24 protein-coding genes are annotated in these 25,902 nt (G+C 72.9%); 18 read left to right on the top strand and 6 right to left on the bottom strand.

Going from position 1 to position 25,902, the window contains the following annotated elements; translation table 11 throughout:
- Positions 1-7: 7 nt before the first annotated feature.
- A complete protein-coding gene (trhA, locus tag ITX44_RS08100) occupies positions 8-706 on the bottom strand; it encodes a PAQR family membrane homeostasis protein TrhA (protein ID WP_205356384.1) in 699 nt (232 codons plus the stop codon).
- Between the two features lie 259 nt (positions 707-965).
- Here trhA and ITX44_RS08095 point away from each other — a divergent pair, with 259 nt between their 5' ends.
- Complete coding sequence (locus ITX44_RS08095) at positions 966-2,786, top strand: phosphoenolpyruvate carboxykinase (GTP) (RefSeq protein WP_205356383.1); 1,821 nt, start codon at positions 966-968, stop codon at positions 2,784-2,786.
- Between the two features lie 46 nt (positions 2,787-2,832).
- Here the strand turns inward: ITX44_RS08095 and ITX44_RS08090 are convergent, their stop codons facing one another.
- Positions 2,833-4,044, bottom strand: a complete 1,212-nt coding sequence (locus tag ITX44_RS08090) for a pyridoxal phosphate-dependent aminotransferase (RefSeq protein WP_205356382.1) — start codon at positions 4,042-4,044, stop codon at positions 2,833-2,835.
- Between the two features lie 117 nt (positions 4,045-4,161).
- Between ITX44_RS08090 and ITX44_RS08085 the strand changes: the two genes are divergently transcribed.
- Positions 4,162-6,297 carry a P-loop NTPase fold protein gene (locus ITX44_RS08085; RefSeq protein ID WP_236060264.1) on the top strand — a complete coding sequence of 712 codons (2,136 nt, stop codon included), beginning with the start codon at positions 4,162-4,164 and terminating at the stop codon, positions 6,295-6,297.
- Here ITX44_RS08085 and ITX44_RS08080 read toward each other — a convergent pair.
- Together ITX44_RS08080 and ITX44_RS08075 are read right to left on the bottom strand one after the other, a co-directional pair.
- Positions 6,294-7,892 (bottom strand): N-acyl-D-amino-acid deacylase family protein, encoded by a 1,599-nt coding sequence (locus tag ITX44_RS08080; protein ID WP_205356381.1) that lies wholly within the window; start codon positions 7,890-7,892, stop codon positions 6,294-6,296. The genes ITX44_RS08085 and ITX44_RS08080 overlap by 4 nt on opposite strands.
- Before the next feature lie 99 nt (positions 7,893-7,991).
- Positions 7,992-9,353, bottom strand: coding sequence for an alanine racemase (locus ITX44_RS08075; protein WP_205356380.1), 1,362 nt, complete (start codon positions 9,351-9,353; stop codon positions 7,992-7,994).
- Positions 9,354-9,572: 219 nt separating this feature from the next.
- Here ITX44_RS08075 and ITX44_RS08070 point away from each other — a divergent pair, with 219 nt between their 5' ends.
- The 3 genes from ITX44_RS08070 to ITX44_RS08060 are packed head-to-tail and all read left to right on the top strand — an operon-like array spanning position 9,573 to position 11,907.
- A complete protein-coding gene (locus ITX44_RS08070; protein WP_307795191.1) occupies positions 9,573-10,562 on the top strand; it encodes a sugar kinase in 990 nt (329 codons plus the stop codon).
- Entirely contained in the window at positions 10,559-11,467 is a 909-nt protein-coding gene (locus ITX44_RS08065; protein WP_205356379.1) for an IclR family transcriptional regulator, read from the top strand. The genes ITX44_RS08070 and ITX44_RS08065 overlap by 4 nt, the downstream gene beginning before the upstream one ends.
- Positions 11,464-11,907, top strand: a complete 444-nt coding sequence (locus tag ITX44_RS08060; RefSeq protein WP_205356378.1) for a RidA family protein — start codon at positions 11,464-11,466, stop codon at positions 11,905-11,907. The genes ITX44_RS08065 and ITX44_RS08060 overlap by 4 nt, the downstream gene beginning before the upstream one ends.
- Before the next feature lie 28 nt (positions 11,908-11,935).
- On the opposite strand, the gene ITX44_RS08055 is transcribed toward ITX44_RS08060, so the two are convergent.
- A complete protein-coding gene (locus tag ITX44_RS08055; protein ID WP_372440857.1) occupies positions 11,936-13,486 on the bottom strand; it encodes a chitinase in 1,551 nt (516 codons plus the stop codon).
- A 287-nt stretch (positions 13,487-13,773) separates the two neighbouring features.
- Here ITX44_RS08055 and ITX44_RS08050 point away from each other — a divergent pair, with 287 nt between their 5' ends.
- From ITX44_RS08050 to ITX44_RS07995, 12 genes are all read left to right on the top strand, one after another.
- Positions 13,774-14,640, top strand: a complete 867-nt coding sequence (locus ITX44_RS08050; RefSeq protein ID WP_205356376.1) for a hypothetical protein — start codon at positions 13,774-13,776, stop codon at positions 14,638-14,640.
- A gap of 12 nt (positions 14,641-14,652) precedes the next feature.
- The gene (gene cpaB, locus ITX44_RS08045; RefSeq protein ID WP_205356375.1) at positions 14,653-15,357 is read left to right on the top strand and encodes a Flp pilus assembly protein CpaB; all 705 of its coding nucleotides are present in this window, start codon (positions 14,653-14,655) and stop codon (positions 15,355-15,357) included.
- Between the two features lie 319 nt (positions 15,358-15,676).
- On the top strand, positions 15,677-17,299 hold the full coding sequence (locus ITX44_RS08040; protein WP_205356374.1) for a CpaE/TadZ family protein: 1,623 nt from the start codon (positions 15,677-15,679) through the stop codon (positions 17,297-17,299).
- A complete protein-coding gene (locus ITX44_RS08035) occupies positions 17,296-17,697 on the top strand; it encodes a TadE/TadG family type IV pilus assembly protein (RefSeq protein WP_307795161.1) in 402 nt (133 codons plus the stop codon). The genes ITX44_RS08040 and ITX44_RS08035 overlap by 4 nt, the downstream gene beginning before the upstream one ends.
- Entirely contained in the window at positions 17,694-19,028 is a 1,335-nt protein-coding gene (locus ITX44_RS08030) for a TadA family conjugal transfer-associated ATPase (protein ID WP_205356373.1), read from the top strand. Before ITX44_RS08035 ends, ITX44_RS08030 begins: the two co-directional genes overlap by 4 nt.
- Before the next feature lie 119 nt (positions 19,029-19,147).
- Positions 19,148-20,101 carry a type II secretion system F family protein gene (locus ITX44_RS08025; RefSeq protein ID WP_205356757.1) on the top strand — a complete coding sequence of 318 codons (954 nt, stop codon included), beginning with the start codon at positions 19,148-19,150 and terminating at the stop codon, positions 20,099-20,101.
- A 67-nt stretch (positions 20,102-20,168) separates the two neighbouring features.
- Positions 20,169-21,059 (top strand): DUF5936 domain-containing protein, encoded by an 891-nt coding sequence (locus tag ITX44_RS08020; RefSeq protein ID WP_443609205.1) that lies wholly within the window; start codon positions 20,169-20,171, stop codon positions 21,057-21,059.
- A 330-nt stretch (positions 21,060-21,389) separates the two neighbouring features.
- Entirely contained in the window at positions 21,390-21,638 is a 249-nt protein-coding gene (locus tag ITX44_RS08015) for a hypothetical protein (protein WP_236060263.1), read from the top strand.
- A gap of 74 nt (positions 21,639-21,712) precedes the next feature.
- On the top strand, positions 21,713-22,309 hold the full coding sequence (locus ITX44_RS08010; RefSeq protein ID WP_205356371.1) for a pilus assembly protein TadG-related protein: 597 nt from the start codon (positions 21,713-21,715) through the stop codon (positions 22,307-22,309).
- A 34-nt stretch (positions 22,310-22,343) separates the two neighbouring features.
- Positions 22,344-22,934, top strand: coding sequence for a hypothetical protein (locus tag ITX44_RS08005; protein ID WP_236060262.1), 591 nt, complete (start codon positions 22,344-22,346; stop codon positions 22,932-22,934).
- 127 nt (positions 22,935-23,061) lie between these two features.
- Positions 23,062-23,673, top strand: a complete 612-nt coding sequence (locus tag ITX44_RS08000) for an OmpA family protein (RefSeq protein WP_307795160.1) — start codon at positions 23,062-23,064, stop codon at positions 23,671-23,673.
- A gap of 116 nt (positions 23,674-23,789) precedes the next feature.
- Positions 23,790-24,335 (top strand): hypothetical protein, encoded by a 546-nt coding sequence (locus tag ITX44_RS07995; protein WP_205356368.1) that lies wholly within the window; start codon positions 23,790-23,792, stop codon positions 24,333-24,335.
- A gap of 6 nt (positions 24,336-24,341) precedes the next feature.
- Here ITX44_RS07995 and ITX44_RS07990 read toward each other — a convergent pair whose 3' ends face one another.
- Complete coding sequence (locus ITX44_RS07990; RefSeq protein WP_205356367.1) at positions 24,342-24,713, bottom strand: DUF192 domain-containing protein; 372 nt, start codon at positions 24,711-24,713, stop codon at positions 24,342-24,344.
- A gap of 336 nt (positions 24,714-25,049) precedes the next feature.
- Here ITX44_RS07990 and ITX44_RS07985 point away from each other — a divergent pair, with 336 nt between their 5' ends.
- Positions 25,050-25,790, top strand: a complete 741-nt coding sequence (locus ITX44_RS07985) for a prepilin peptidase (protein WP_205356366.1) — start codon at positions 25,050-25,052, stop codon at positions 25,788-25,790.
- The last annotated feature ends 112 nt before the right edge of the window (positions 25,791-25,902 follow it).

Here is a 25,902-nt window from a genome sequence, read left to right as displayed (position 1 = left end):
CGTCGGCTCACGCGTGCGTGTACGCCACCATCGAGATCCCCACGTAGTGCACGATGAAGGCGGCCAGCGTGAACGAGTGGAACACCTCGTGGAAGCCGAACCAGCGCGGGGACGGGTTCGGGCGCTTGAAGCCGTAGATCGCCGCGCCCAGGCTGTACAGGACGCCGCCGGCCAGGACGCAGACCAGCACCGCGACGCCGCCGCGATGCAGGAACTCGGGGAGGAAGAAGACCGCCACCCAGCCGAGAGCGATGTAGCAGGGGGTGTAGAGCCAGCGCGGGGCGCCCACCCAGAACACGCGGAAGGCGATTCCGGCCAGTGCGCCCGCCCACACCAGCCACAGCAGCAGCTCCGAGGTGGCCCCTGGTAGCAGCAGGATGGTGAGCGGCGTGTAGGTGCCCGCGATGATCAGGAAGATGTTCGCATGGTCAAGGCGCCGCAAAATTCCTGAGACCCGCGGCCCCCAGTTCCCGCGGTGGTACAGCGCGCTCACCCCGAACAGGGCGCATGCGGTGACCGTGAAAACGGCGCACGCGATGCGGCCGCGAACGCTGTTGGCACAAGCCGTCAGCACGACCCCGGAGATGAGTGCGGCCGGGAACATCCCGGCGTGCAGCCATCCCCTGAGCTTGGGTTTCACCAACGCCGGGAGATCGACCCGGTCGGGCGTGGGGGACGTCCCCGATGCTTCGTCCACAGCGCTCATGCGGCCAATCTTATCTACGGAACCGTAGGTTACCTCTTCGTAGTGAAAGCGGTTTTCGCGTGGCGATGGTCACGCTCTGTGCTCTGGACAGAATCATTTGAGGGAGACCACACTCAGATGAAGCACTCAGGACTCAGATGAGTGCCGTCGGCACCGGATGAGCGGATCCATGAACGCGTCCGGGCCGCGGCCCCCATGGGGCGCCCCAACCCTCGACTTGTGACGCCGGGCTGTGCGGGCCCGGCGGGACGGAGCGATCGTGGCGCGCAGCTTTACGGCTCCCACCAACCACCAGGAACTGATCGGCTGGGTCGGCGAGATCGCCGAACTCACCGAGCCCGACGAGATCGTGTGGTGCACCGGCTCGGAGGAGGAGTACCACCGCCTCGCCGGTGAACTCGTCGCCAAGGGCACCTTCACCGAACTCGACCCGACCCTTCGCCCCAACTCGTACTACGCCGCCTCCGACCCCACGGACGTGGCCCGCGTGGAGGACCGGACCTTCATCTGCTCCGAGCGCGAGGCCGACGCCGGCCCGACCAACCACTGGATGGCACCCGCGCGGATGCGGGAGATCTTCACCGGCACCGACGGCCGCGACGGCCTGTTCCGGGGCTCGATGCGCGGCCGCACCATGTACGTGGTCCCGTTCAGCATGGGCCCGCTCGGCTCGCCGCTGTCCGCCCTCGGCGTGGAGATCACCGACTCCGCGTACGTGGCGGTCTCGATGCGGACCATGACCCGGATGGGCAGCGCCGTGCTGGAGGAGCTCGGCGAGGACGGCGACTTCGTCCGGGCCGTCCACTCCGTGGGCGCCCCCCTCGCGCCGGGCCGGGCCGACGTGCCCTGGCCGTGCAACACCACCAAATACATCTCGCACTTCCCCGAGACCCGCGAGATCTGGTCGTACGGCTCCGGCTACGGCGGCAACGCGCTGCTCGGCAAGAAGTGCTACGCCCTGCGCATCGCCTCCGTCATGGCCCGCGACGAGGGCTGGCTGGCCGAGCACATGCTGATCCTCAAGCTCACCCCGCCGCACGGCGAGCCCCGCTACGTCGCCGCCGCCTTCCCGTCGGCCTGCGGCAAGACCAACCTGGCGATGCTGGAGCCGACGATTTCCGGCTGGACCGTGGAGACCGTGGGGGACGACATCGCCTGGATGCGGTTCGGCGCGGACGGACGGCTGTACGCGATCAACCCCGAGGCCGGCTTCTTCGGCGTGGCGCCCGGCACCGGCGAGCACACCAACGCCAACGCCATGAAGACGATGTACGCCAACTCGATCTTCACCAACGTCGCCCTCACCGACGACGGCGACGTGTGGTGGGAGGGGATGACCGAGGAACCGCCGGCCCACCTGACCGACTGGAAGGGCCAGGACTGGACGCCCGCCTCGGACACCCCGGCCGCGCACCCCAACGCCCGCTTCACCGTGCCCGCCGCGCAGTGCCCCATCATCGCCCCCGAATGGGAGGACCCGCGCGGCGTCCCGATCTCCGCGATCCTCTTCGGCGGGCGCCGCGCCTCCGCGGTCCCGCTGGTCACCGAGTCCTTCGACTGGCGGCACGGCGTCTTCCTCGGCGCGAACGTCGCCAGCGAGAAGACGGCTGCCGCCGAGGGCAAGGTTGGCGAGCTGCGCCGCGATCCCTTCGCCATGCTGCCCTTCTGCGGCTACAACATGGGCGACTACTTCGCGCACTGGCTGCGGATCGGGGAGTCCGCCGACCCGGAGAAGCTGCCCCGCATCTTCTACGTCAACTGGTTCCGCAAGGACGCCTCCGGCCGCTTCGTCTGGCCCGGCTTCGGCGAGAACAGCCGCGTCCTCAAGTGGATCGTCGAACGCCTCAACGGCGAGGCCGAAGGGGTCACCACCCCCATCGGCGTCCTCCCCACCCCCGGCGCCCTCGACACGGACGGGCTCGGCCTCACCCCGGAGCAGCTCAAGCTTCTCCTGACGGTCGACCTGGACGTCTGGCGCGAGGAGGCTTCGCTCATTCCGGGGCACCTCGAGCTCTTCGGCGAGCACACGCCCAAGGAGCTGTGGGACGAGTACCACGCCCTGGTCGAACGGCTGGGCTAGGAGTCAGGGGCGCCCCGCCGGCAGGGGCGCCCCGGCAACGCACCCTCTACGGCTGGCTGTAGCTCCCCAGGAAGTCCCCTATACGGGTCACCGCGTCGGTGAGGTCGTCCTTCGCGGGGAGGGTGACGATGCGGAAGTGGTCGGGGTCGGGCCAGTTGAAGCCGGTGCCCTGGACGACGAGGATGCGCTCGGCCCGGAGGAGGTCGAGGACCATCTGCTGGTCGTCCTTGATCTTGTGGACCTTGGGGTCGAGGCGCGGGAAGGCGTAGAGGGCGCCGCGCGGCTTGACGCAGGTGACCCCGGGGATCGAGGTGAGCGCTTCGTACGCCGCGTCGCGCTGCTCGGTGAGACGGCCGCCGGGGAGGATGAGGTCCTTGATGGACTGGCGGCCGCCGAGGGCGGTGGCGATGGCGTGCTGGGCCGGGACGTTCGCGCACAGCCGCATGTTCGCCAGGATGGTGAGGCCCTCGATGTAGCTGGTGGCGTGCGCCTTGGGGCCGCAGACCGCGAGCCAGCCGCTGCGGTAGCCGGCCACCCGGTACGCCTTGGACAGCCCGTTGAAGGTGAGGGTGAGCAGGTCGGGGGCCAGCGAGGCGAAGGGCGTGTGGGTGGCGTCGTCGTAGAGGATCTTGTCGTAGATCTCGTCGGCGCACACGATCAGCCGGTGCCGGCGGGCGATCTCGGCGAAGCCGCGCAGCAGCTCGTCGTCGTAGACCGCGCCCGTCGGGTTGTTCGGGTTGATCAGCACGATCGCCTTGGTGCGGTCGGTGACCTTGCGCTCGATGTCGGCGAGGTCGGGGAACCAGCCCGCCTCCTCGTCGCAGCGGTAGTGCACCGCGGTGCCGCCGGCCAGCGAGACCGAGGCCGTCCACAGCGGGTAGTCCGGCGCGGGCACCAGCACCTCGTCGCCGTCGTCCAGCAGCGCCTGCATGGACATCTGGATCAGCTCGGACACCCCGTTGCCCAGGTAGATGTCCTCGACGTCCAGGTCTATGCCCTGCGTCTGGTAGTGCTGCATCACCGCGCGCCGGGCCGGCAGGATGCCCTTGGAGTTCACGTACCCGTGGGCGGTGCCCAGCGAGCGGAGCATGTCCTCCAGGATCTCCGGCGGGCACTCGAACCCGAACGGGGCCGGGTTGCCGGTGTTCAGCTCCAGGATGCGGTGACCGGCAGCCTGGAGCCGCATCGCCTCTTCGAGCACCGGACCGCGGATGTCGTAGCAGACGTTGGCGAGCTTCGTTGACTGGATCACCTGCATGCCGGTCACCTTACGGTCCCGTCCCACGGATCGCGCGGTGTTTCTCACCACGTGGACGGCGGCGGACATTTCACCGCGCGAGGGACGAGGCCGCGCGCCGCTTGCCAGACTGGGCCCATGGCAGTACCACCTCGTGCCCAGCCGCAGCCCCAGCCGCAACCCTTGCCGTATGCGCCGTCCGGGTACCCGCCGGGCGCCCCCGGGCTGTCCGCGCTGACCCCGGTGGGGCCGTACGCGCTGCTCAACGACGAGCCGCTGGGCTCGCGGGACGGCGACCTGCTGGGCGCCCGGCGGGCCGCGGTGCGGCTGGCGGCACTGCTGCGCGGCTCGCACCGCTCGACCCCCTTCACGCTGGCCATCGACGCCGGGTGGGGGATGGGCAAGAGCTCGCTGATGCGGCTGGTCGACGCCGAGCTGCGGGCCCCCGGCGGTCCGGGCGCCCCGGCCGTGCACACCGTCTGGTACAACGCCTGGACCTCCACCGGCGGTGACGCCCTGGAGGGCCTGATCAAGTCGGTGCTCGGCAGCATGGACCGCAATGTGCTGCGCCGGGCCGTGCGCCGCGCCTCGGAACACCCGGCGCTGGTACGGGCGGTGCGCGCGCTGACCGTGCTGCTCGGCCGGCCGCTGGGCCTGTCGGGAACGATCGACGAGCTGTGGACGGCGATGAGCGCCGACCCGCAGGCCCGCAACCACATGCGCGAGGCCCTGCGGACGATCGTCGCCGACTGGTCCGGCGGCGACGGCCCGGACCGGCCGGGCCGGATGCTGGTCGTCTTCATCGACGACCTGGACCGCTGCACCGAGGCGACCGTGCTCGCGGTCTGCGAGGCGGTCAAGGTCTACCTCGACGTGCCCGGCCTGGCCTTCGTGGTCGGCGCCGACCAGAACGCCATCGGCCCGGCCGGCCTGCTGCGCGACCTGTCCCCGGCCGGCGCCGCCTTCATGGAGAAGATCTTCCAGACCAGCTACCGGGTGCCGGTCGGCAGCCCCGCCGACATCCGCGGCTATGTGCTGCGCTGCGCCGAGGACGCCGGCATCGCCGCCCTCTTCGACCACGACCTGGCCGACCTCGTCGCCCAGCGCTCGGCCCGCAACCCGCGCCGTATCAAGCGCCTGATCAACTTCTTCCTGCTGGAGGCGCTGCTCACCCCGCTGTGGGACCAGGTCGCCCCGGAGACCGTGATCCGCACGCTGCTGCTCCAGTACCTGTATCCCGGCTTCTACCGGATGATGACGCTGCCCCCGGCCGGGCCGGCCGGACAGGACGTGGTGGCCGAGTTCACCGACTACCGGCAGGTGCGTACGGTGCTGCGCGCCATGCCGGGCGGAGCGGGCCCGGTGGACCGGACGGCCCAGGAACAGGTGCGGACCTTCCTGACCCGGCAGGGCCTGCCACCGCACGACTCCTTCGACCGCCCCACGGAGACCCTGGCCGAACTCGAACAGCAGCTCCCCACCGACTTCCCCGCGCTGGTCGCCGACCCCTCCTTCACCTCCCTGCTGGACGAACTCCTCGCCGCCACCGGCGCCCCGGACGTCCTGCGCCGGCTGCGCGAGGGGACGTCCACGCCTGCGGCCGGCCGCGTCGACACCTCTCCGCCACCGCTCGGGGACCCGGTCCCGGGGCAGACGGATCCGGGGAGCGCGTATCCGCCGTACCCGGGGCCGTCGTTTCCCGGGTACCCGGAGCCGCCGAGCCGGCAGGGCCCGTACCCGGTCCAGGTCGGGTATCCGGAGCCGGCCGGGTACGACCCCGGGCCCGATTACGGCTTTCCGCAGCAGGGGGGTGGCGTGTACGGAGCGCAGGGGGGTGTGCCGCAGCAGGCGTATCCGGTCGTGCGGACCCCGGTGGTCGCGCTCGCCGACGGCAACACGCTCACGGAGATGTTCGGAGCGATGACCCGGCTGTACACGATCTACCCGGCGACTTCCGAGGCCGAGGCGGTCAGGGGGCTGGGCAGCGGGCAGGCGTTGCTGATCTGCGACGTCGACCTTGGCGACGGTACCGACCGGGGCTTCGACTTCGTGACGGAACTGCGGGACAGCGGCACCTGGACCGGCCCGGTGGTGTTCTTCACCCACCGGCTCACCCCCCGCCGCGAGGCCCGGGCCGCCGAGCTGGGCGCGGAGATCACCAACGACGTACGCGCCCTGCCGGGCCTGGCCACCCGCGCCCTGGCCGCCGTACCGCAGCAGACACCCCGCCCGGCCGCCGCCGCACCACAAGCCGCCCCCCGAGAAGAGCACTAACGCCCCCGGTACGGCGTCCGCCGCACCGAGCGCCCCGCCAGGACATCCGTGCGGCGGCCGTCGCGGATCACGAAGCGGCCGTCGATCAGGACGTGCGGGATGCCAGTGGGGAGGGCGCGCGGGTGGTCGTAGGTGGCGGTGGCGGCGACCGTGGCCGGGTCGAAGAGGACCAGGTCGGCGCGGTGGCCCTCGCGGATCAGGCCGCGGTCGGGCAGGCGGAGGCGGGCGGCGGGGCGGCCGGTGAGGTGGGCGACGCATTCGGCGAGGCCGAGGACGCCGAGTTCGCGCACGTAGTGGCCGAGGTATTGGGGGAAGGTGCCGAAGGCGCGCGGGTGCGGTTTCGCGCCGTGCAGGATGCCGTCGGAGCCGCCGGTGTGGGCGCGGTGGCGCATCACCGTGACGACGTTGGTCTCGTCGCCGACGTGCTGGAGGATCGCGGTGGCCAGCCGGTCGGCGAGCAGCAGGCGGCGGGCGGTGGGCCAGGCGTCGAGCCGGGTGCCGACGGAGGCGGCCAGCGCCGGGTCGCCGACCCCGGAGATCTCGATCGTGGACCAGTCCACGGGCACCCCGTGGCAGCCGTCGGAGCCATCCTCCTCCATCGCGCGCCGGATCGCCTCGGCGGTGGCGTCGTCCCGCAGCCGCTCCAGGGTGGCCCGCGGGCCGCCGGCCGCCGCCCAGCTCGGCAGCAGCGCGGACAGCGTGGTGGCGCCGGCGGTGTAGGGGTAGCTGTCGAGGGTGATGTCGGCGCCCGCCGCCAGCGCGCGGTCCAGCAGGGCCAGCAGATCGGGCGCGCGCCCGGCGTTGACGGGGAAGTTCATGGTGGCGTGCGCCAGGTGCAGGGCGCAGCCGGCCTGCCCGGCGAGGGCGATCATCTGCGCGTAGGCGTCCAGCGCGCCGGCGCCGTACGAGCGGTGGTGCGGGCAGAAGTAGCCGCCGTAATCGGCCACCACCCGGCACAGCTCGGCGAGTTCGGCGTCGGGCGCGTACATCCCGGGGGTGTAGGTGAGCCCGGCGGACAGGCCCACGGCGCCCTCGGCCAGGCCCCGCGCGGTCAGTTCCTTCATCCGGGCCAGCTCGGCGCCGGTCGCGGGCCGGTCCGCCCAGCCCACCGCCATGGCCCGGACCGTGCCCTGCGGCACCAGGTAGGCGGCGTTGACCGCGACGCCCTGGTCGAGGCGGTCCAGGTACTCCCCGACGCCGCGCCAGGTGAAGTCGGCGTCGGCGCCCTCGCCGTTCCAGCCGGCGATCTGGGTCCGGAGCTGGCCGAGCACGTCGTCGTCCACCGGCGCGTACGACAGGCCGTCCTGGCCCAGCACCTCCAGGGTCACGCCCTGGGCGGCCTTGGCGGTGTGCTCGGGGTCGGTGACCAGGGCCAGGTCGCTGTGCGCGTGCATGTCGACGAAGCCGGGGGCGAGCGCGAGGCCGTCCGCGTCCAGCGTCAGCCGGCCCCCGCTCAGCCGGCCCCCGCTCAGCCGGTCGCCGATCGGCCCGTCGCCGATCGCGGCGATCCGCCCCTCGTGCACGCCGACGTCGGCGCGGTAGGGCGTGCCGCCCGTGCCGTCCACCACGAGCGCGCCGCGCACCACCAGATCCACGCTTGTCTCCCCTCGGCTGTCCCCCTTCGGCGTCAATGCCGTCTCACGGGCTCACCCGTACCCGCCGCCGTACCGCCCGTCCCGGCCCCGCCGGCCGGGTCAGCCGAAGAACGTACGGATGTACGCCGTCGCCGTGCCGTCCGCGGTCACCTGCGGGATGAGCTGCCACTTGTCGAAGGTGGTGCACGGGTGGGACAGGCCGAGCGCCACCCAGTCGCCGACCTCCAGCGGGTCGCCGGGCGGCACCTCCAGCCAGGCGTGCTGGTCGGACAGCTTGACCACGGTCAGCCCCTCGGGCGCCGGGCGCTGCCCCGCGTCGCGGGCCGAGCGGACGGTGAGCGGCACCGGCAGCCCCAGGTCGTACGGTGCGTCGCGCTTGCCCGCGTTCAGGAACGCCTGCCCGGGCGCGGGCCGGGAGAGCACTTGCGTCCACAGCCGGAACGCCGGTTCCAGCGCGCCCTCGTCGGGGACCCGGTTGAAGGGGGTGATCCGCCGGTAGTGGTCGTCGTCGTGGGTGACGTACGCGCCCGAGCGCAGCAGCTTGAGCACCGGCCGGGACAGCGCGCCGATTTCCGCGAACACCTCGGCCACCGCGTCGAACCAGGCCGAGCCGCCGGCGCTGACCACGATCTCCGCGGTGTCGGCGAAGAGGCCGGCCGCGTCCAGCTCCCCGGCGAGTGCCACCAGGCGGCGCAGCCAGGCCCGGACCCGTTCCGCGTCGGCGTCCGGCACCTCGCCCTCGTAGCCGGCGACCCCGACCAGCCGCAGCGCCGGGGCCGCGGCGACCGCCCGCGCCACCCGCAGGCACTCCGCGTCGGTCCGGGCGCCGGTGCGCGCGCCCTCGCCCGCGCCGAGTTCGACCACCACGTCCAGCGGGCGCCGGGTGCCGGCCGCGCGCAGCGCCCGGTCCATCAGCTCCACCCCGCGCTCGGAGTCGGCGTAGCAGATCAGCGTGAAGTCCGGGTCGGCGTCGAGCTGTTCGCCGGCCCAGCGCAGGGCGGCGGCGTCGACCAGCTGGTTGGCCAGGAACAGCCGCGGCACCCCGAAGGCGCGGGCCACCCGGGCCTGCGCGGGCACCGCCACGGTGATGCCCCAGGCGCCGCGGGCGAGCTGACGGGCGAACAGCTCCGGGGCCATCGAGGTCTTGCCGTGCGGAGCGAAGGCCAGGCCGTGCTCGGCGGTGTACCGCTGGAGCTGGGCCAGGTTGTGCTCCAGGGACTCCTCGGACAGCGTCAGCACCGGGGTGGCGAAGCCGCCGTCGAACAGGTTGCGGCGCTGGGCGGCGAGTTCGGCGACGGTCAGGCCGTCCGCGTCCGGCGGCACCGCCTTGAAACGGTGGTCGATCCGTTCCCGGCCCAGCGCAGCCAGCGCCTCGTCCGCCCGTACCCCGGTAGTGCCCTCAGCCACGTGATTCCTCCGGACTGCCGCTGCGACCTGGTCTGTTGCGCCCTGTGCAACCATCGTTGCGCAGGGCGCTCCGAGCTGTCTAACATCCCCGCGTCGCCGGGTCAACGGCGGCCGGCCGTACCCGGAGGTCCCCGCGTGACCGAAACGCCGCACGCAGCGGAGCCGGCCGAGCCTGCCCAGGGCTCGGCCGGAGACCCGTTTTCGGGCTCGGCTTCGGAGCGTGGCTGGGAGGCGGCCCCGGATTCCGACTCCGTCCCCGCCCCCTCCTTCGACGTGGTCTGCCTCGGCGAGTCCATGATCGCCTTCGTGCCGGACCGGCCGGGCGCGCTGGCCGGGGTGGGCGGGTTCCGGCGGGGGATCGGGGGCGCGGAGTCCAACGTGGCCTGCACGCTGGCCCGGGCCGGGCACCGGGTGCGCTGGATCAGCCGGGTCGGGGCCGACGGCTTCGGTGACCATCTGCTCGCCGAGATCGCGGCCAGCGGGGTGGACGTCTCGGCGGTGCCGCGCGACCCGCACCGGCCCACCGGGGTGTACTTCCGTACGGCCGGCGAGCGCGCCACCACCCTGGCCGGCGGGCCCGGGCACGCCGAGGTCGTCTACTACCGCGCGGGCTCGGCCGCCTCCGCGCTCGCGCCCGGCCTGGTACGGCGCCGCGACGCCTGGTCCGGGCGGATCCTGCACCTCACCGGCATCACCTCCGCCCTGTCGGCGACCTGCCTGGCCCTGCTGCACCGGCTGACCGATCGGCAGGCCGGCCGCCCGCTGGTGTCCTTCGACGTCAACCACCGCCCGGCGCTGCGCCAGGACCCGGAGGCGCTGCTCGGCCTGGCCCGCGGCTGCGACCTGGTGTTCGTCGGCGAGGACGAGGCCGCGGCGCTGTGGGGGCTGGCCGGGCCGGACGCGGTGCGGGCCGCGCTGCCCGAGCCGGCCGCGGTGGTGGTCAAGCAGGGTGCCGCGGGCGCCACCGTGTTCGGCGGCGGGGAGCGGGTGGCGGTGCCGGCGCCCGCGGTCGAGGTGGTCGCGCACGTCGGGGCCGGCGACGCCTTCGCGGCCGGCTACCTGTCGGCGGCGCTGCGCGGGCTGCCGCTCGCGCTGCGGCTCCGGCACGGTCACCTGCTGGCCGCCGCGGCCCTGACCGTGCCCGGTGACCTGGCCGTACCCCCGAGTCGGGCACACGCCGACGCGCTTGCCGCCCTCGACGACGCGGCGTGGGGGAAACTGCGGCTGAGCGCCGGGTGGACTCGGGAGGAGGTCGGGGCATGAGCCAGAGCGTGGACCGTGCGCTGAGCATCCTGCCGCTGCTCGCCGAGGAGCCGGCCGGCCTGGACCGGGTGGCCGGCCTGCTGGGCGTGCACAAGTCCACCGCGCTGCGGCTGCTGCGCACCCTGCACGAGCACGGCCTGGTCTACCGTCAGGACGACCAGCGCTACCGGCTGGGGGCCGGCCTGTTCGCGCTGGCCCAGCAGGCCCTGGAGACCCTGGACGTGCGCGGCATCGCCCACCCGCACCTGGCCGCGCTCGGCGAACGCACCGGCCACACCGTCCACCTCGCCGTCTACGAACAGGGCGAGGTCGTCTACATCGACAAGGTGGACAGCCGCTACCCGGTGCGGATGTACTCCCGCATCGGCCGCCCGGTCGCCATTACGGTCGCGGCGGTCGCCAAGCTGCTGCTGGCCGACCTGCCCGAGCCGGAGCGGCGCGCGGTCGCCGAGGCGCTGGAGTACCCGCGCTACACCGCCCGTTCCACCCCGGACGCCGCCGCCTATCTCGCCGAACTGGCCCGGGTGCGCGAGCAGGGCTGGGCCAGCGACCTGGGCGGCCACGAGGAGTCCATCAACTGCGTGGCCGCGCCGGTGCGGGGCCCCGACGGGCGGGTCCGGGCCGCGATGTCGGTGTCCGCGCCCAGCGTCGTGGTGGGCGCCGACGACCTGCTGCGGCTGCGCCCGCTGGTGGTCCGTACCGCTGCGGCCATCAGCCGGGAGCTGTCCGGCCCGGCGCCGCGCCGGCCGGAGACCGCGCCCGGGACCGACCGGGGCGCCGTTTCCGGGACCGCTCCCGGCACCGTGTCGGGGACCGCTTCCCGTACCGCGCCCGGGACCGGCGCCGCCGAGGACCACCCGACCGACCCCGTACCCCATCCGAGAACCGAGGACGCCCCCGCATGAGCGAGCTGCCCGAGCACAACCCCGGCCAACTGCCCCACCTGCCGAAGATCGGCATCACCCCGCCGACGCACACCGTGCCGCCGGCGAAGTTCTCGCACGGGGTGCGCAAGGGGAACATCCTCCAGGTCGCGGGCCAGGTCGGCTTCCTGCCCGCGGAGCCGGGCAAGCCGCCCACGCCGGCCGGTCCGGCGCTGCGTGACCAGGTCCCGCAGACCCTGGCCAACGTCGCCTCCGTCCTGCACGCCGGCGGCGCCTCCTGGGAGGACGTGGTGATGATGCGGGTCTACCTCACCGACACCGGCCACTTCCCGGAGTTCAACGAGCTCTGGAACGAGCACTTCGCCCACCTGCGGCAGGCCCCTCCGGCCCGCACCACGGTGTACGTGGGCCTGCCGGAGGGGCTGCTGGTGGAGATCGACGCCCTGGCGGTCTGCGGCTGAGTCCGCCGGGGCCGTGCGGTGCGGGGCGTTACGGCATGGCGTGGACGTGCGCCCCCACACCGTTGGACCAGGTGTTGCCCGCCGACGCGTCCCAGTTGGTGGACCAGGTCATCGCGCCGCGGATGGTGGGCCACTTGGCCGGCGGGTGGAAGGTGCCGCAGCTGGTGCCGTTGGCCAGGCAGTCGAGGGCGTTGTTGACCACGGTCGGCGAGACGTAGCCGGACCCGGCCGCGCTGGTCGAGGCCGGGGTGCCGATGCCGACCTGGGCCGGGGACAGGCCGGCCTGGATCGCGGTGCAGGCCAGCGTGGTGATGAAGTCCACCGAGCCCTGGCTGTAGACCCCGCCGTCGCAGCCGTTCATCGAACCGCTGTTGTAGTACTGGGTGTTGACGACAGTGAGGATGTCCTTGATCTTCAGCGCGGTGGCCAGGTAGTCACTGCCCGCCGAGAGCATGTCGATGGTCTGCGGCGCCATGGTGATGATCAGACCGGACCCGGCCTTGGCGCTCAGCGCCCGCAGCGCCTGCGGCATGTACGTGGTGTCGATGCCGTTCTCCAGGTCGATGTCGACGCCGTTGAAGCCGTACGTCTGCATCAGGGAGTACACGCTGTTGGCGAAGTTGGTCGCCGAGGCGGAGTCGCGCACCGAGATCGTGCCGTTCTGCCCGCCGACCGAGATGATCACCTTCTTGCCGGCCGCCTGCTTGGCCGCGATGTCCGCCTTGAACTGCGCCACGCTGTAGTTCAGCGACGGGTCCAGGGTGAAGGACACCGCGCCGGGCGTGGTGGTGGCGTCCGCGAAGGCGACGGCGATGATGTCGTACTGGTTCTGCACCTGCGCGATGGTCTGCACGGTCGCGCCGTTGTTGAAGTCCTGCCAGTAGCCGGTGACCACGTGCTTGGGCAGGCCGGTGTTCGGCGGCGGCGAGGTGGGCGGCGGCGTGGTCGGGGGAGTCGTCGGCGGCGTGGTGGGGGGCGTGGTCGGCGGGGTGGTGGGCGGCGTGGTCTGGGTGCCGCCGGGGCCGGACAGCACCACGTCGTCCGCGTAGTACGCCGGCTGCGCGTACCAGCCGTGCAGGTAGATCGTCACCGACGTGGTGCTCGCGCCCGTGGTGAAGCTGGTGCTGAGCTGGCTGTACGAGGCGGCGTTCGGGGTCCAGGTGGACGGGTCGGTGCCGCCGGTGCCGGTCGCGCCGAGGTAGACGTAGCTGCCCTGCACGTACGCGCTCAGCGTGTACTGGGAGTTGGGCACCACGCTGACGGTCTGGGTGCACTGGGCGTTGTCGCTGCTGGTGGGGGTGCCCCGGAGGGCGGACGAGCCGGAGTGCACCGGGCTGTTCACCGTGGCGCCGCTGCCGCTGGTGCAGGTCCAGTTGGAAAGGCCGCTCTCGAAGCCGGGGTTGGCGATCAGATTGGTGGTCGCGGCGCTGGCGGCGCCGACGGTGGCCAGCGCGGCGCCCGCGCCGATCACGGCGGTGGCGCTGGCCGCGGCGATCACGCGGCGGACCGCGGTCGCCCGGTGACGGGGAGATCTCGACTGCGGCGGGCTCGCGTGATTCGCGTGCTCGGCACGTTCCACGACTGCCTCCTGGGGGCAAGGAGTTGGGGGGTGGTGGGAGTGCGGGTGGCGGTCCGGGCGCCTGCGGCGCCGGCCCGACTGAACACCTGACATGAACACAGCCTGCAAGGGAGAAAGTTGGTCCAGACCAATCGGGTTGTCAAGACCTCTGCCGGACACCGGCTGTTCACATGTCCCGATCCGCAACTTTCCGCACCCGCATCGCTACGGATCGATAAGCTGACGAGCACGAATCGCCAGGTGGACACGTGTCACGGGCTCGAACGGCGGACCAGGGGAGGTACTTGATGCCGAGCGTCGTCACGGTCACGGCGGAGGACCTCGCCCTCCCGCTGGAAGAGCACGTCATGCGCACCGCCGCGGCCCTGGAGCAGTACGGCCACCTGGTCGCGCTCGCCCCCGCCGACCCCACCGACCCGGCCCGGCGCCGGCTGCACACCGTGCGCTCGGCCCTGGAGTCCGACCGCATCGCCGTCGTGCCCGTCACGCTGCCGCCCCTGGCCCGGGTGCTGCTCGCCGAGCAGGTCCGCCAGCTCGCCGGCACCGACCTCGGCCCCGGCGTGCTGGCCGGCGCCGCCCGCCTGCTCACCTACTACCTGCACGCCGGCGCGCTGCTCGGCTCGGTCACCAAGCTGGACCGGGTCCCGGTCGGCGTCGCCACCCACGTCAAGTCCCTCGTGCCCGGACGGCACTTCGCGGTCCTCGCGCACCCCGAGCCGTATCTCGGCCAGGCCGACCCGGACAAGGTCCCGCCCGGCCCCGCCTACCAGACCCAGCTCGCCGTGGCCGGCAACGGCCTCGACCCGGCCTGGATCACCGGCCCGCTGGCCTCCGCCTGGCGCACCACCCACCTGCGCGAAATACCGCAGCCCCCCGACTCCGCCCGCTGGTGGGGCACGTCCCGGCTGGTGGAGTTCGCCGCCTACATCGCCGACATCGGCATGCTCTACCAACTCGTCACCTCGGTACGCCGCGACACCTGCACCTGGTGCGGGCTCGAAGTCATCGGCGACCAGTGCCTGTTCTGCGCGACCCGGCTGGGCGTCCGGGCCGCACCGGCCTCTGGTCAGGGCGCCGCCGGGGCCGCGGGCACGCCCGCCGAGCGCGCGGTGCAGCCCGCCCGCCGCCCCCAACTCGAACCCCACAAGCGATAGGTGCGACCGCACATGAACTCACGTCAGCGCCGTGGTGTCGTCCTCCTGGTGATCTCCGTGCTGTTCGCGGCGGCCGCCTTCGTCGGGGTGGTCGCCGTCGTCAGCAACGCGCGGTCGCAGGTGGGGCCGAAGGTCACGGCGTACGAACTGTCCGCGGACGTGCCCGCGTACAGCTCGCTCGACAGCTCCGACGTGCACCGGATATCCGTCCCCAAGAAGTGGCTGCCGGACACGGCGGTACGCGATCTCGGGCAGGTCCAGGGGAAGATCGCCGCGGTGCCGCTGAAGAAGGGGTCGCTGCTCCAGTCGGACATGGTCGCCCCCAAGCTCGAACTCAAGCCCGGTCAGATGGAGATGGCCATCATGATCGACGCGGAGACCGGCGTGGCCGGGAAGATCACGCCTGGGTCGCGGGTGAACATTTTCGCGACCTTTGAGCCGCGCAAGGATACGGATCCGGATGTGTCGCGGATCATCGTGGCCGGGGCGCAGGTGATCGATGTCGGGCAGATCAAGGCGTTCGATCAGACCGACAACAATCAGCGGGTCTCCGCGCAGGGGGTGCCCATTACTTTTGCGCTCAGCGCGGAGGATGCGCAGAGGGTTGCTTATGCGGAGTCGTTTGCTCGGCATGTGAGGCTTGCGCTGGTCGCGCCTGGGGATGATGCGGTGCCGCCTTCGGCGCGGAGTTACACGTTGGCCGGGGACAAGTCGTGAGGGCCGCACTTGGTGCGGGTTCCCTGGTAGGTGCGGGTTCCTTTATTGGTGCGGGGTCTGCCGGGTTGGGCTTGCGGCGTTCAGCTCGGGGGGTTGCTGTGCGTGGCCGGGTGCGGATGCGTCGTGGCTTGTCGCGCAGTTCCCCGCGCCCCTTTGGGGCCGGGCCCTGGCGGGCCCGAGCCCATGGGGTGGCCGGGCCCTGGCGGGCCCGGGCCTCGGTCGGACGCGGGGCCTGGGGGCCCCGGCGCCTTGATGGGCGGCAGCTTTCGCTGGTCGCGCCTGTTGGTCGGCACGGGGCTGGGGCGAGGGAGGCGGGCTGATGGTCGTACGGGTTGTGGCCGGGACTGGGGATCCGGATGCCGCGCGGGCGTTGCTCGGGTTGTTGGGGCAGTTGCCGTCGGTGGAGCCGGCGCCGGCGGTGGGGGACTCGACCGCGTTGCTGGAGGTGCTGGCGCGGGCGGGGGAGGCGGGGCTGGACGAGCTGCCCGAAGTGCTGATCGTGCACGATGTGATCGGGCCGATGCCGGCGCTGGACGTGATCCGGGACGTGGCGCTGCGGTTTCCGTCGGTCGGGGTGGTGCTGCTGACGGCGGACCCGAGTCCGGCGATGCTGACGGCCGCCATGAACTCGGGCGCGCGCGGGGTGGCCTCGCTCCCGTTGTCGTACGACGATCTGGGCGCCCGGGTGGACGCCGCGGCCACGTGGGCGCTGGGCGTGCGGCGGCACTTGACGCCGGGCCGGACCGCGCTGCCCGCGGTGGCCGGTGGCACGCTGATCGCGGTGGCCGGGGCCAAGGGCGGGGTGGGCACCACGGTCACGGCCGTGCAGCTCGCGCTGGCCGCGCACGCGGCGGGCCGGACCACGGCGCTGGTCGACCTGGACCTGCAGGGCGGCGACGTGGCGTCGTACCTGGACGTGCAGTTCCGCCGTTCGATGGCCGATCTGGCCGACATCGCGGACGTGTCGAGCCGGGTGCTGGCCGACGCGATGTACGTGCACGAGTCCGGCCCGGCCCTGCTGCTCGCCCCGGCCGACGGCGAGCGCGGCGAGGACGTCACCGACCGGTCCGCCCGCCTGGTGCTGGGCGCGCTGCGGCAGCGGTACGAGGTCGTGGTCGTCGACTGCGGCACCCAGATCACCGGCGCGAACGCGGTCGCCGTGGAGACCGCGGACACCGCGGTGCTGGTGACGACCCCCGACGTGATCGCGGTGCGGGCCGCCAAGCGGATGGTCCGGCTGTGGGACCGGCTGCAGATCCGCAAGCCGCAGGACACCGTGGCCGTGGTCAACCGGTGGTCCAAGAGCACCGAGATCCAGCCCTCCCTCATCGCGCGGATCACCGGCGCCCGCACCGCGACCTCGGTGATCCCGGCCGGCTTCCGCGAGCTCCAGCCGGTCATCGACGCCGGCCGGCTCCAGGACCTCGACGCGCGCTCCACCGTCCGTACCGGCATCTGGTCGCTGGCCGGCGAACTCGGCCTGATCAGCGGCGCCGCGCTGCCCGCCCCGCGCGGCCGGCGGCAGCGGCGCGGCGCCGACCGGAGCGCGGACCGGAGCAGCGACCGGACCGGCGACCGGAGCGGTGACCGGGGCCAGGTCACCCTGGAGACCCTGGGGATGACGCCGATCATCCTGGCCACGCTGGTGCTGGTCTGGCAGGCCGTGCTGGCCGGCTACACCATGACGCTGGCCGGGAACGCGGCCGACAAGGCGGCCCGGGCCGCGGCGGTCAGTCAGGGCGAGGGCGCGGCGCAGGCGGCGGCGCGCAGCGACGTACCGGGGGCCTGGGACATGCCGGACTTCAGCGTCGACCGCCCCGTCGACGGCGAGGTCAAGGTCACCGTGGGCCTGAAGGTCCCGGTCCTCTTCCCCGGCCTGATCGACTTCCCCCTCACCGTGCACGGCACCGCCGGCACGGTCGACGAGGAGACGAAGCCGTGAGGACGCGGACCGGGACCCGGACGCCGGGGCGGCGCCGCGACCGCGGCACCGCCTCCCTGGAGTTCCTGGGGATGCTGCCGATCCTGCTGCTGGTCGCGCTGGCCGGCATCCAGCTCGGGATCGTGGCCTACTGCGGCGAGCAGGCCGGGGTCGCGGCGCGCGCCGCCGCCCGTACCGCCGCCGCGCACGCCCCGCACCCGGACCCGCAGCAGGTGGGCCTGGACGCGGTGAGCGGCTGGCTGCAGGGCAACACCTCCATCGACCCGCCGAGCGACGGCGGGGACAACAGCGTCACCGTCTCGGCCACCGTCCATATCCCCTCGGTCCTCCCGGGGGTGCACCTCTTCGGCCCGGTGACCCGCCGGGCGACCATGCCCAAGGAGGACACGAACCCGTGAGTCTCCGCTCCCGCCTCACCGTGGACGAGGCCGCCCCGCAGAGCCAGGAAGGCCACCTGGTGGCGGTCTACCGGGCCAAGCTGCTCCAGGAGATCGACCTCGCCGAGATGTCCGCGCTGGCCGCCGCCGAGCGCAGGGTCCGGCTGGAACGCGTGCTGGGCCACATCATCAGCCGCGAGGGCCCGGTGCTCTCCACCACCGAGCGCGCCGCGCTGATCCGCCGCGTGGTGGACGAGGCCCTGGGCCTGGGCATCCTGGAACCGCTGCTGGAGGACCCCACCGTCACCGAGATCATGGTCAACGGCCCGGACCGGATCTACGTCGAGCGCGGCGGCCGGGTCGAGCAGGTGCCGGCCCGCTTCTCCTCCGACGAGCAGCTGCTCCAGACCATCGAGCGCATCGTCTCCACCGTCAACCGCCGGGTGGACGAGTCCAATCCGATGGTCGACGCCCGCCTGCCGTCCGGCGAGCGCGTCAACGTGATCATCCCGCCGCTGTCGCTGACCGGCCCGACGCTGACCATCCGCCGCTTCCCGCGCGCGTACACCCTGCGTGAACTGATCGACCTGGGCACCCTGGACGAGCAGATGCTCCTGCTGCTGTCCTCCTTCGTACGCGCCAAGTGCAACATCATCGTCAGCGGTGGCACCGGCTCGGGCAAGACCACGCTGCTCAACGCCCTGTCCGGGCTGATCCCGGACGGCGAGCGGATCATCACCGTCGAGGACGCCGCCGAACTCCAGCTCCAGCAGGAGCACGTGATCCGCCTGGAGTCCCGGCCGCCCAACGTCGAGGGCGAGGGCCGGATCACCATCCGCGACCTGGTCCGCAACTCGCTGCGCATGCGCCCGGACCGCATCATCGTCGGCGAGGTCCGCGGCGGCGAGACCCTGGACATGCTCCAGGCCATGTCCACCGGCCACGACGGGTCGCTGGCCACCGTGCACGCCAACTCCGCCGAGGACGCGGTGCTGCGACTGCAGACCCTCGCCTCGATGAGCGAGGTCGAGATCCCCTTCGAGGCGCTGCGCGACCAGATCAACTCCGCGGTGGACGTGCTGGTCCAGTTGCAGCGGCACGTCGACGGCACCCGGCGGATCTCCGAGATCGCCGTCCTCTCCTCGCGCGGCCGGGACGTCTTCCTGCTCACCACCGCCACCCGCTTCCGGGCCGAACCGCTCGGCGTGGACCGCATCGTGCGCGGCTGGTACGAGCACCTGCCGCTGCCCCGCGCCATCGGCGAGCGGCTCTACCTGGCTGGCGAGCACGTGCCGGCCGCGTACGGTGTCGGCGCCACCGAACTCGACCTCGACAGCCGGGAGGCGAAGTGAGCGCGTCCTACGTCGCCTTGGTGCCGGGCGCCGCCGTACCCCTGCCCGCGGGAGTGCCGGACCGTGCGACGGCCGCGCCGCTCCCGGCGGCACCCGGGCCCGGTCCTTCTCGAGGCGCCCTGGCCGCGGCCTTCGCCTCCGGCCCGTATCCGCTGATCGTGCTGGGCGCGGCCTTCCTCGCTCTGGTGCTCGGTGTGTGGGGCCTGACCGCCTGGCGCGGCGGGCGGGCCGACCGGATCGCGCTGGTCGAGCGGCTGGCCGCCGAATCGGGCGGGGCCGTCCCCCGGCCGCAGTCCTTCGCCGCCCTGGACCGGCGCGTTCGCCGCTATGCCTGGGGCCGCAGGCTCGCCGGCCGGCTGGCCGCCACCGGCACCGACCTGACGCCGGGCCAGTTCACCGCCGCCGTGGTCGGGCTGATCGCGGTGTCCTGGCTGCTGGCCGCGCTGATCTTCGCGCCCTTCTTCGGCCCGATCGCCGCGCTGCTGGCGGCCTGGGCCGGCTACTCCTTCCTGGAGTGGCGGCGCCGGGTGCGCACCGAGCGCTTCATCGCCCAACTGCCCGACCTCGCCCGGGTGCTGGCCAACGCCACCCAGGCCGGCCTCGCGCTGCGCACCGCGGTGTCGATGGCCGCCGACGAACTGGAGGGGCCGGCCGGCGAGGAGTTGCGGCAGGTCGCCGACGCGATGGCGCTGGGCGCCTCGGTGGAGGACGCCCTCGCCGAACTCCAGCAGCGCCTGCCCAGCCGCGAACTGATCGTGCTGGTCTCCACCCTCATCCTCTCCAGCCGGGCCGGCGGCTCGGTGGTGGAGTCGCTGCGCAACCTCACCGTCACCCTGGAGGAGCGCAAGGAGACCCGCCGCGAGGTCCGAACCCAGATGTCCCAGGTGACCGTGACCGCCTACGCCGTCCCGGTGATCGGCATCGGCTCGCTGCTGCTGCTGGACCGGATCATGCCGGGCTCGCTGAGCGCCCTGACCGGCTCGAACATCGGCCGGATCCTCGTACTGGTGGCGCTCGGCCTGTACGCGCTCGGCTTCTGGCTGATCCGCCGGATGTCCCGGATCGACGTATGAGGCGCGTGAGATCAATGAACGGGCGCGGACGCAGGACACGTACGGAGAGGTGGGTGCGATGACCCTGGTGGGACTGGGGCTCGGGCTGGTGCTGGCGCTGGGCGTGGCCGGGGTGGTGTACGCGGTCGGCCTGATGCGCGCCGACGTCAAGCTGCCCGACGACCTCGCGCTCGCCCTGGAGGTGGGCCGCACGCGCACCACCCGCACCGGCAACGCCATCGACCGGATCGGCATCCGCTACGCGCCCATGGTGATGCGGATGATGGGCCCGGCCCGGGTGAACCGGATGCGGGCCAGGATCGACAACGCCGGTCACCCGTACGGCCTGACGGTCGAGCGGTACGCGGCCCGCCGCGCGGTCTACGGCGCCCTCGGCCTGATCGGCGGCGTGGTTCTGGTCGCCAAGAGCAGCTGGCTGCTGGCGGTGCTGGTGATCGCCTTCGGCTGGGGCTGGGCGGACCTGGGCATATGGATGGCCGTCAGGCGCCGCCGCGACGACATCGAGCGCACCCTGCCCGACTTCCTGGACGTCCTCGCGGTCGTGGTCAGCGCCGGCCTCGGCTTCCGCCAGGCCCTGGAGCGGGTCAACTCCGTCTACCAGGGCCCCTGGTCGGACGAGATCCGGGTCGCCCTGCGCCAGATGGACGTCGGCGTCAGCCGCCGCGACGCCTTCGACCAGCTCCGCAAGCGCAACCGCAGTGAACAGGTCGGCCAGTTCGTCACCGCCCTCCAGCAGGGCGAGGAACTCGGCACCCCCATCGCCCGTACGCTGCTCCAGATCGCCACCGACATGCGCCGTACCGAGGCCCAGAACGCCCGCCGCCGCGCGGCCCGCATGGTCCCGCGCGCCACCGGTGTGATCACCGTCCTGCTGGTGCCGGCCACGATGATCCTGCTGATCTCCGGCACGATCCTCGGCTCGCGCATCCACTTCGGCGATGTCTTCGGCAACGGGTGACGGGGTGATTCCGGTTATTACCCCGATTTCTCTCCCGCCGGACACCGGCGGGCGTCATGCTGGCGTCAGCGGACCCTCACTCGTACGGCGGTTCGACCGGCCACCGTCGCGCGGGAGTTCGACCGGCACCGGCTCAACTGGCTGCGGATGCCCCGGCCTCGGGTGTACCTTTGCATTCGCAACCATATTTGCACCTGCAATTCAATCCGACCCGCTGCGGACCCGACGACACGACCAGCGAGAGGCGGTGCGCCGTGGACCACACTCCCGACACACCACTCACGGCAGCCGCACGCACTAGCCAGGTGACAAAGGATGGGGCGAACAATCATGAACAGGTGGGTAGTCGAGCGGTACAGCCGCTTGGCGGTCTGGATCAGCGACCGCGCGAGCAGGCAAGCCGAGCGCAGGACGGCGGCCGACCGTGGCCAGACCTCGTTCGAGTACCTCGGCATCGCGGTGGTGATCGCGGTGATCATCGGGGTCCTGGCCACGACGGGAATCGGAACCGCCATCGAGAACGCGATCATCAGCGTGATCGGCCGGATCTCGGGCGGAGGCGGCGGCGGGGGCAAGTGAGGCACCCGGCGGCCCCGGGACGGGCGGTCCGGACGGGCGGCCAGCTGCCGGGGCGGGCGTTGCTTCCGGAGCGGTTGCGGACGGCATTACGACGGGACGACGGCCAGACTGTCGGCATCTACATCGTGTCGATCTCGGCGTTGTTCTTCCTGGCCTTCGCCTACTTCGCGGTGGGGCAGGCCGCGGTCAACCGCAACAGCGCGCAGACCGCCGCGGACGCCGCCGCACTGGCAGCAGCGCGGGCCGAACGTGACCACATCAAGGACGACCTGCTCGCCGCGCTCAATGCCGGCGACCTGACCGAGTTGCAGCACCTGCTCACGCTGATCGGCCAGGACGACGGCGGCGCCGCGCAGACGGCGGCGAGCAACTACGCGGCCGCCAACGGCGCCACGCTCCAGGGCTCCGTCCAGGTGAACGGGAATTCCTTCACCGTCCAGGTGCAGGCCAACGATTCGGTCGGGCGCTCCGTGGTGCACGGGACCGAGGACATCCATTCCGTGGCCACAGCAACCGCCGTGGTGGAGCCGCGGTGCGGCGGCGGGGTGGCGAAGGACGGCGCACACGGCCTCGACATCACCTGCGACGACGGTTCCCTGACGCTCGACCCCACCGCGCCCGGCTTCACCCTGCAACTGTCCGACTTCTACGCCGTCCACCTGACGAACTGACGGGCGGGCCGAACCGATGAGGGAACGGGGAACGATGCGACGCACAGTGACGACTCTGGCGGCCTGCGCCGCCGCGGCCGTCTTCACGCTGACCGGCTGCGGTGGCGGCAGCGGCGGGGGAAGCGGTGGCACCGACAAGGCCGGCGCCACCCCGTCTGCACCCGCCGGCAGTTCCGCACCGGCCGCGACCGACACCGCCGGCGCCACGCCGTCCGCCACCCCGACCCAGGTCCTCGCCCAGATCAAGGGCGACAGCGGCATGGAGGTGGTGATCAACTCCGCCGTACGTGACTCCGGCGGTTTCGTGACCGTGCAGGGCACCCTGACCAACCAGGGCGACCAGCCGTTCACCGCGTCCTATTGGCGTGGCACCGAAATGGCCCTGGTGCCCTCCGGGCCGTCCGTCGCCGGCGCGGTGCTGGTCGACGAGGCCGGCAAGAAGCGCTACTACGTGCTGCGCGATACGGACGGCACCTGCCTGTGCACGACCGGCCTGCTCCTGATCCAGCCCCAGGAGTCCCGCCCCTTCTTCGCCCAGTTCCCGGCCCCCCCGGCCGGCACCACACAAGTGGACTTCGAGCTCCCCACCATGCCCCCCGCCAAGATCACCATCTCCCAGGGGTGAGCGCGAGGTGAACCCACAGCACACTGAGCCGCCCGAGAGCGGCAGCGAGCAGCCCGCCTCGCGGCCGGGGCGCCGGCGCCCCCTTCGCCCCTCCCGCCGCGCGGCCGTCACTGTGCCGGCCGCGCTCGTGCTGGTGCTGGCCGCCGCCACGGCGGCCGGGGGGCCGGCGGTCGCGGACGGCGCGCCGGGGCCCTCGCCGACCGTGGACACGCCCAGCGCGCCGGTCTCGGTGAACCCGACCGCACCTGGCTTGAAACTGCCCCCCGGGGCCACGCTGGCCCCGCCCAAGGTGCTCGACATCGTCTCGGTCTCCGACGAGAGCTCGGTGGCCGCCAGCCAGCCAGAGCAGCGGCAGGAGACGTCGAACTCGACGGTCACCTACGCGCTCCAGGCCGAGGTGCTGTTCGGCAAGGACAGCGCGGTACTGGCACCGGCCGCGGGCGGCCGGATCAGGGCGATCGCGGCCGACATCAACGCGCGACACGTGACGTCACCCATCCGTGTCTTCGGGTTCACCGACGATTTGGGCAGCAGCGAACACGGTCTGGTGCTGTCCAAGCAGCGCGCCCAGGCGGTGTACGCCATCCTGGCGGAGGAACTGGGAAGGCTTGGTGACGCATCCCACACATTCCAGGTCCGGGGCTACGGCGAGGACTACCCAATCGCGGACAATTCCACCGAATCCGGCCGCCGTCAGAACCGCCGGGTCGAGATCACTTTTACGCCACCTGCCGCGTAACGTACTGAGCAGCCGCTCAGACGCGGTACGGTGTAACTCCCCCCCTCGGGCCGGTTCGCTCTCCCCCCCTGCGAGCCGGCCCGTTTTCTTTTCCCCGGGCGTCGTAGATTGCCGACATGCGGAGCAAAGCGGTACGTATCGGGGCATTCGTCGCGGGGCTCGTGGCCGCCGCGGGGTGCTCGGTCGGCCAGGGCTCGCCCGACGGGTGGCGGTACATGACCACGGGCGCGGTCGAGGTCGCCCACCCGAAGACCTGGCGGGAGACCCGGGACGGGGCGGTGCTGCACGGCAGGCACGGGCGGACCGACGCGGCCTTCTCCGTGACCGCGGGCGGCGGGGCCGGCAACGCCGAGACGGTGCCGGCGGGCGGGAACCCCAAGACCGCCGCGCGCAAGGCCGAGGTCCTGGACCAGCCCGCCGGTGTCCCCGCCCCCGGCTACGTCCGCCGCGAGGCCCTGCGCATCGACGGCCGCCCGTCCCAGATCCTCAGCTACGCCCAGCCCGCCGCCGACGGCCGCCCGGCCGGCCACATCGAGGTCCGCACCACCGACCCCCACGGCCACCCGGTCCTCATCCGCGCCTGGGCCGTCGACGGCACCGCCGACGATCCCTCCCTGCTCCGCGAAATCGTCAACAGCATCCAATTCGCCCCGCAGCGGTAGGGACGGCTACCCCTCCGGCCCACCCATCGTCAGGACCGCCTCCAGGCGGACCCCCTTGGCGACGCCCCACCCCGCGAGAGCGCCCGCCTCCGCTTCGAGGACATGCCGGGCGCGCAGGCGCGGGCGGCCGATCCGGCCGGGCGGCATCGTGCGGACGGCCAGGACCCGCAGCCGCCGGTCGAGGTAGGCGACGTCGATCGGGAAGCGCATCCCGATGGTGTGCACGCTGGAGGCAGGGGTGAGCAGCAGGGCGCCGGTGAAGCCGTCGCGCCCCAAAAGCCCCCGCGTACGGGCCCGATAGGACGCCGCGACCCGCAGCGGCACCTCCGCCCGCGGCGCCCGCAGCGTCCCGTCCCCGTCCCGCCACCGCCGGCCCATACGCCCTGCCCTCCCGATCGTGCCTGCCACGTCCCGTCCGGCCCGTAGCGCCCGAAGGAACGCCCGACTCCAGAGGCGGGACCCGACCGGCGCCGGCCCATACGCCCTGCCCTCCCGATCGTGCCTGCCACATCCCGTCCGGCCCGTAGCGCCCGAAGGAACGCCCGACCCCAGAGGCGGGACCCGACCGGCGGCGGCCCATACGCCCTGCCCTCCCCGGACGGTGCCTGCCCGTCCCGCCCGTCCCGCGCCGCCCGGGGGAGCCGGATTCCACGGGCAAGCCCCGACCGCCGCCGGTCCTGCTCTTCGGCCACGATCCGCGTGTACGGTCGGCCGGTGCATGTCTATCTGATCGCGGGCGCCGCCGTATGGGGTTTCGCGGCGGGGCTGCTCCTGGTGCCGCGGGCCGCCTACCGGCTGGCCGTTCCCCCGGAGGAGCCGTGGGCCGCGGCGTGCCCGGCCGGTCATCCGATACGGGGCTGGCTCGGCCCCTCGCGCTGCCCGGCGTGCACGCAGGCACCCCCCGCGTACGACGCCTGGTACGCCCCCACCCGGGCCACCGCGCTCGCCGCCGCCCTGGCGTCGGGCGCGCTCGCGTACGAGGTGGGCCCGCACCCCGAGCTGGCGGTCTGGCTGCTGCTGGTCCCCGTCGGCATCGTTCTCGCCCGGGTCGACCTGGTCGAATTCCGCCTGCCCGACGTCCTCACGCTGCCCGCCCTGGTCGGCACCGCCGCCCTTCTGGGCCTGGCCGCCCTTCTCCCGGCCCACCACGGCTCCTGGCCCCGCGCCCTCCTGGTCGCCCTGGCCACCGGCGCCTTCTACCTGGTCCTGCACCTCTTCAACCCGGCCGGCCTCGGCCTGGGCGACGTCAAGCTCGCCCCCACCCTCGGCCTCGCCCTTGGTTGGTACGGCTGGCCCGCCGCCTTTCTCGGCACCTTCGCCGCCCTCGCCCTCGGCGCTCTGGCCGGCCTCGCCCTCCTTCTCACCGGCCGCTCCACCCGCACCACCCCCTACCCCTTCGGCCCCTTCCTCCTCCTCGGCGCCCTCACGGCTCTCCTCCACGCGGCGCGTACCTGACCCGCAAGGCCGCACCAAATCAAGCCCGCGCGGCGTTTGAGCGCAAGGGGACGAACGGCCCGAGCGGAATCCGCAAGTCACCCGAGCCGCACAAAATCAAGCCCGTCCGGCG

Origin of the sequence: Actinacidiphila acididurans (assembly GCF_016918855.1) — a bacterium.
GTDB classification, from domain to species: Bacteria; Actinomycetota; Actinomycetes; order Streptomycetales; family Streptomycetaceae; genus Actinacidiphila; species Actinacidiphila acididurans.
Note: the sequence above shows the minus strand (reverse complement) of the source record. Positions and strands in the feature narration are given on the sequence as shown.